This window comes from Patescibacteria group bacterium, from assembly GCA_022560785.1.
Lineage (GTDB): Bacteria > Patescibacteriota > Minisyncoccia > Phycocordibacterales > JADFSL01 > JADFSL01.
Map to the genome: position 1 here is coordinate 1 of JADFSL010000029.1, position 6,042 is coordinate 6,042.

Genomic DNA, 6,042 nt, shown 5'->3' on the forward strand with positions numbered 1-6,042 from the left:
AAGTCATGGCTCATTGGTATCCATGTATGTGGAAAAGGAAAAAGGACGGGAAAGAAGTATAATGGAAAAATTTCCAACATCACCTGACGGTACCTATTGGGGTATGTGGGGAGATAAACCTAACGAACAGTGGGATGGGGTTCGCTTTACCGCATTATTGGAGCATGGTTGTAGATTTGTGATAGAAAGTGAGAAAAGTGATTCCTCAGATTTTACCGTTTATGTCAATAAAGGTAGTGAACTAGCACGAGCGTTAAAAGAAAGTTAATTCAATAAGGAGTCTATTATGCCTACGAACCTGAGTGCACAGACTTTCATTGACCTGGAAGCAGGACTAAAGGTCATTGATAACTTAATCTTACACATTTTACATGGGCAGGGAGATGACGCCAAGGTAAGACTCACCACTAAAGAAGGAGCCTTGGCCGTATTGGATGAAATAGAACAAGTTACGCAGACTCTGCGCGAGATTATTGCACATGACACAGGCGAGTCTGTGAAGATAAAGATTCTACATTTATTGACAGGACGGAACTATAGATGTTAAAACGATTATTGACTGAGATGTTTTGGGGCAAAAACTGGTTAGGCAATAGTAGAACAATGTGGTCTCGGAGAGCAACAGACAAAATTGGTCCTTGGTGACTTTACTGTTTGTGTAAGTGTGTCGCAAGCATTGGTGAAAGTCAAGTAGGGGTTATTGTGTGTCCGTTTTTTCTTTTTCTTCCCCTTTCTCCTCCACAGAAACTTCTTTTGGCTCTTCTTCTTTTTGCTTTTCCTCAGTGATTTCTTCTTTTTTTGTTTCTTTTGCTATTGGTGATTTCTTTGGCAGAACATTTATTTTTTTGCCATCTATTACCCCTTCTTGTATTAAAATGTTGTGTACTGTACCTGAAACTTGTGCGCCATTTGAAATCCAGTGTTTTATCCGCTGCTCCTTTACTGCTACTGTACTGCGTATTGGGTCATATGCGCCGAGGAGTTCTAAATATTTTCCACTTTTCGGACCTTTTCTCGAGTCCGTGACCACAATACGAAACGACGGATTGTTCTTTCGCCCTATTCTTTGTAGTCGTATTTTTAACATGAACGCAATAGTAACAGAAGTTTTATAAATGGTCAAATAAAAAAAGCCGCCCGCAATGTAGTGGGCGGCAACATCTCAACCAAAGGAGGATTTCGCAAAGACCGATTTGAGGAAAAGTACTTAGTTACCTAACCCTGCTTCGGTAAGTTGAGTATATCAAAAAGCAGAGACCTTTGTCAATATAAATTATATGGATATATACTTATCTGCTATACTGCCACAAATGAATCCCGTTAGAGACCGCGGTCGTATAAGACATAAATACAAAACAATGTTAAAAAATCGTATACATTTTTATAAATCAATTAATGAGCAGGGTGTTATGACTGCGACCTGTCTCTAAGCGGGATGAAAAAGCAAGAGCACGTGACCGGAATTATTAATGTTACCCGACGAGGTGTCGGGTATATTACATATGATCCAAAAGTAGATGACATGGAAGTTGCGCGAGATTATCTTAATACGGCCCTTAACGGTGACATGGTTGAAGTTGAAATCAATCAGCATACTTTAAACAAAAAAGGAAAACGAGTAACTGGGAGAGTGCTTAGGGTAATAAAAAGAGCAAAAGAGCAATTTGTTGGAGTACTAAAAGAAAAAGACGGGGTATATTTTTTAGCGCCGGTTGATAAAAGAATGTACATCAATATACATATTCAAGAACCACTTAAAAATATAACAGAAGGCACTAAGGCGTTAGTAAAATTAGAACAGTGGTCTAATCCAAAGAAAAATCCAGAGGGGAAAATTATAAAAATTCTAGGTAAAGCAGGAGTGCATGATGTGGAAATGGAATCTATCGTGCTTGAGCAGGGTTTCGATACTGTGCTACCAAAAAATGTTGCAGAGGAAGCGCAACACATTGAAAAAGAAAAAAATATAACTGAAAAAGATATTGCGAGCAGAAAAGACTTGCGGGGAGTACCTACTTTTACTATTGACCCAGAAACGGCAAAAGATTTTGATGATGCTCTCTCCGTAAAAGAATTGTCAGATGGAGATGTTGAAGTGGGAATTCATATTGCTGATGTCTCATACTATGTAAAACCAGGCAGCGTTATTGACATGGAAGCACGTAATCGTGGTACATCAATTTATCTAGTGGATAGAACCATTCCAATGTTGCCGGAAATACTCTCGAACGACGTCTGTAGTCTAAACCCAGATGAAGACAAACGAACATTTTCTATTATCTTTGTGCTTTCAAAAAACGGAGAGGTAAAAAAGCAGTGGATTGGTGAAACCATCATTCGCTCACAAAAAAGATTTTCCTATGAAGAAGCTCAAAAGGTAATAGATAATAATAGCGGTGTATTTCACAAAGAGCTTATTGTGTTAAACAAATTCGCCCACATACTTCGAAAAAAAAGAACAGAGAATGGCTCTATCGCTTTTGAGCAGGAAGAAGTGCAATTTGAACTTGACTCAAACGGCGTGCCGATAGCCATCACAAAGAAAAAGCTACTGGACACCAATCTGTTGATAGAAGACTTTATGCTCCTCGCCAACAGAAAGGTTGCTGAGTATTTCTACAAATTGTGCAAAGATACACAAAGGCGCGATCTGACATTTGTGTATAGAATTCACGACGTCCCAAACAGAGAAAAAATTGAAGAACTCTCAATCTTTCTCAAAGCCATCGGTTACGAACTCAAAACAGGTAAAAAAGAAATTGTTGCAAAAGATATCAATAAACTCTTTAAACAAATAGAAGGTACCCCGGAAGAAGACCTTATAAAGACCGCCACCATTCGCTCAATGGCAAAAGCGGTGTACTCAACAAAAAATATCGGCCATTTTGGTCTCTCATTTAAACACTACACACACTTTACTTCTCCCATCAGGCGCTACCCGGATATTATGGTACATCGTATACTCAAAAGTCACCTCGGCGATAGCTCCAGAATAAGCAGTGAAGAACTCAAAGAATATGAACAACTCGCTATCACCGCCTCGCAACGAGAAGTGGCTGCTGTTAAAGCGGAGCGTGACTCAATAAAATACAAACAAATTGAGTATATGACGAAACTCGTTGGTAACACATTTGAAGGAATTGTTTCCGGAGTTACCCAGTGGGGAATATATATTGAAGAAAAGGAAACAAGAGCGGAAGGGTTGGTGCGAGTGAGTAGTATGAAAGATGATTATTATGTATTTGATAAAAAACACTATCGGATAGTTGGAAACAAAACAAAGAAACACTATTCTCTTGGAGACAAGGTGACCGTTAAACTTATTGCGGCGGACATTGAAGCTCGAACACTTGATTTTGAACTTATATAGATAAATTACTACCAACTATCACCTTCTACCATTTATGCTCTTTCAGTGCTGCTTTTGCCGCGTCTTGCTCGGCTTCCTGTTTTGATTTTCCTTCACCTTCTCCTATTTGCTTGGCATCTAAAAATACGCCGACAACAAAGCGTTTGTCGTGATCCGGTCCATCTTCTTTGAGTGTCTTATATTCCGGCGTAACTCCCATTTTCTCTTGTGATTTCTCTTGAAAGTGACTCTTTGAATCCTGCCAAAGTCTGTCTTTCACAATACCGTCAGTGAGCGGTAGAATTGTTTTAGTAATAAACCCTTTTGCCGCATCATACCCCCGATCGAGATAAAGTGCTCCGATAAATGCTTCAAAAGTATTGGCGAGTATGTACTGTCGAGCGCGGCCAGTATCTTTTGCTTCTCCACGAGAAAGTAGAAGATAGTCATTCATATTAAGTACCACGGCAGCATTTGAGAGTGTGTTGGTATTGACGAGAGCTGAGCGAAACACAGTGAGTTCACCCTCTGGTTTATTCTTGTATGTGTTAAATAGATAATCGGTAACAATAAGCTCCAAGACTGCATCACCTAAAAACTCAAGCCGCTCGTTGTGCTCAATGTCGAAGTCTCTGTGTTCATTCAAGTACGAACGGTGCACAAAAGCCTGCATTAATAATTGTTTGTTATTGAATGTTATACCCGTACTTTTTTCAAATTCACTGAGTTCTTTGCTCATTCAGATAGTATCAGGCTACGATCTTGGCGTCCTGTTTTGTTAGATATAATATAAATATTTGTTCGACATTTTTGCATATAGTATATATTTTCACTTCGTAGCCTCGAACATTATCGGGACTCACGTTGTTTTTTTCCGCCGAAGGCGGATCCGTCTCAGGCGGAAGATTTTTTCTTTTTATTTGATGAATCTTTCTTAAGTAATATATTTATCGCCTTTGTTACTATTGGCAGAATATCATCATAGAAATTAAGATCTAAAATATTTGACAGCTTAAACCACTGTGCATCGTCAAGCCCTCCTTTTTTCTCCAATGTTAAATCATTAAATGGAGCTTCTGCTAAATAGTATATAACTTGCTTGCGGATTTTTACGAGGCAAACGAAATTCCGGTTGGGGTTAGTTTTTATCCGGCCACGATAATGGAAACTCCTTCATTCATGCTTCCTTTTGGCAAAATGTACTTAGCTGAAAACATTGAGCTCATTCAGAAAGGATTCAATGGCAGCGAAATTGAACTTATGATGGGCGAGCTTCCGCTTGAAACCCAAAAAGAGATAATCCTAATGGGACAAGAGCGTTTTAGGGAAGTAATGGAAAATCAGGGTTATGAGAATGTTGTACTGCCGAGGTCATATAATCAATTTGGGGGTAGAATAACCACCGTGACAAGACAGGCTTTGACCGAACTTGGATTCAAAACATATTTCGATGTCTTTTATGCCAGCGATCTGGGGCCTGTGAGTGAGACTACTGATTTCGATGTTTTTCAGTATGGCGTTAGCTTCACCATCAACGGGAGTGCTGGAGGAGACAACCCGTTCAAAAGTAGAGGAGATATTATCAGAGAGATCAATGATTTTTCGAGAGATGATGTGGAAATCGTAACAATAGATGGTGTCCTGGTTATACCGCTATGGGTGCATCAACAAGACTTTGAAAACATAGAGATAATCGGTGAGATCGACTATGACAAGCTGCTTGATTATATTACGATTCTTTTATTCTTGAAAGAGAATCCGAATGTCACTCTTCTGACTCCTCGGGAAGTCTATGATTTGAGACATGAAAACCAGAATAGCGAAATGGTCTCTATATGCCAATACGCTTCATCCGCGAGTGCAACCTCTGAGAATCCACTAGGATCACTTGCAGAGTATGCGACTGGAATTCCAGATGCGCCTCTTGGTGGACAGTGCGGAATAGGGGAGTGGAGTGGCTATGGTTACAGCTGGAACCCTATAAACTGGAACGTGCAGGCAAATATTACGCTTCATTATAATGTGCCTGTTTCTGTAAGCAATTTCACTATTTTTGGGGATTATGATATGTGCTGGAGCGGTATGTGGTTGAAGAATAGTGAAACCGGAGAGACGCTTGATGTTTCTAATGGCTTGGAAAATAGTTGCATTACAGAGGTTCTAGGAGGGAATTTTGTTGCCGATACTATAATACTACAAAAATGTGGGTGGTCATGGTCTTCTACAGATGCTGTTGAACTTTGTGGTATCTTAGATGCTCCTGATTTACCAGTCTGTGGGAATGGTTTTCTGGAGATAGGAGAGGAATGTGATGATGGGAATAACGATGAAACAGATTTATGCGCGAACGAGTGTACTATTACTTACTGCGGGGATGGCGTAGTTCAAAGTCCGGATGGGTTTGGCATACTTGAGGAATGTGATGACGGGAATACGGAGAATGGCGATGGATGCTCGAGCCAGTGTGTAACTGAAGAACCTAGTGTGGTCGAAATTTGTGATTGGCAGGATTGCCGAGCGGGCGCGGCATCGGTTTCTATAGATGATAGCTTCAGTGCATGCCGTAATACCCTTAACGAAAATGGCTTCGAGGGAACTTATTATCTTTCCTATACTGGTGATTTCACTCAAGCTGATTGGAATTTATGGAATAATATATACGACGCAGGCCATGAAATCGGAAGTCACACGGC

The 6,042-nt window shown here is 40.0% G+C and carries 5 protein-coding genes; 3 read left to right on the forward strand and 2 right to left on the reverse strand.

Annotation, left to right across the window (positions count from 1 at the left end):
- Window positions 1–268 (forward strand): hypothetical protein (locus tag IIB50_02720; GenBank protein MCH7530006.1); only part of this gene is annotated, 268 nt, incomplete at its 5' end.
- Between the two features lie 429 nt (window positions 269–697).
- On the opposite strand, the gene rpsP is transcribed toward IIB50_02720, so the two are convergent.
- Window positions 698–1,087 carry a 30S ribosomal protein S16 gene (gene rpsP, locus IIB50_02725; protein MCH7530007.1) on the reverse strand — a complete coding sequence of 130 codons (390 nt, stop codon included), beginning with the start codon at window positions 1,085–1,087 and terminating at the stop codon, window positions 698–700.
- 348 nt (window positions 1,088–1,435) lie between these two features.
- Here rpsP and rnr point away from each other — a divergent pair, with 348 nt between their 5' ends.
- Window positions 1,436–3,370 carry a ribonuclease R gene (rnr, locus tag IIB50_02730; protein MCH7530008.1) on the forward strand — a complete coding sequence of 645 codons (1,935 nt, stop codon included), beginning with the start codon at window positions 1,436–1,438 and terminating at the stop codon, window positions 3,368–3,370.
- Between the two features lie 25 nt (window positions 3,371–3,395).
- Here rnr and rnc read toward each other — a convergent pair whose 3' ends face one another.
- Window positions 3,396–4,088 carry a ribonuclease III gene (gene rnc / locus IIB50_02735; GenBank protein MCH7530009.1) on the reverse strand — a complete coding sequence of 231 codons (693 nt, stop codon included), beginning with the start codon at window positions 4,086–4,088 and terminating at the stop codon, window positions 3,396–3,398.
- Window positions 4,089–5,416: 1,328 nt separating this feature from the next.
- Here rnc and IIB50_02740 point away from each other — a divergent pair.
- The coding region (locus IIB50_02740; GenBank protein MCH7530010.1) for a DUF4215 domain-containing protein at window positions 5,417–6,042 on the forward strand (626 nt) is incomplete at its 3' end.

Coding starts and splice junctions, on each gene's coding strand:
- rpsP (MCH7530007.1), bottom strand. CDS start 1,087: ATGTTAAAAATACGACTACAAAGAATAGGGCGAAAGAACAATCCGTCG.
- rnr (MCH7530008.1), top strand. CDS start 1,436: ATGAAAAAGCAAGAGCACGTGACCGGAATTATTAATGTTACCCGACGA.
- rnc (MCH7530009.1), bottom strand. CDS start 4,088: ATGAGCAAAGAACTCAGTGAATTTGAAAAAAGTACGGGTATAACATTC.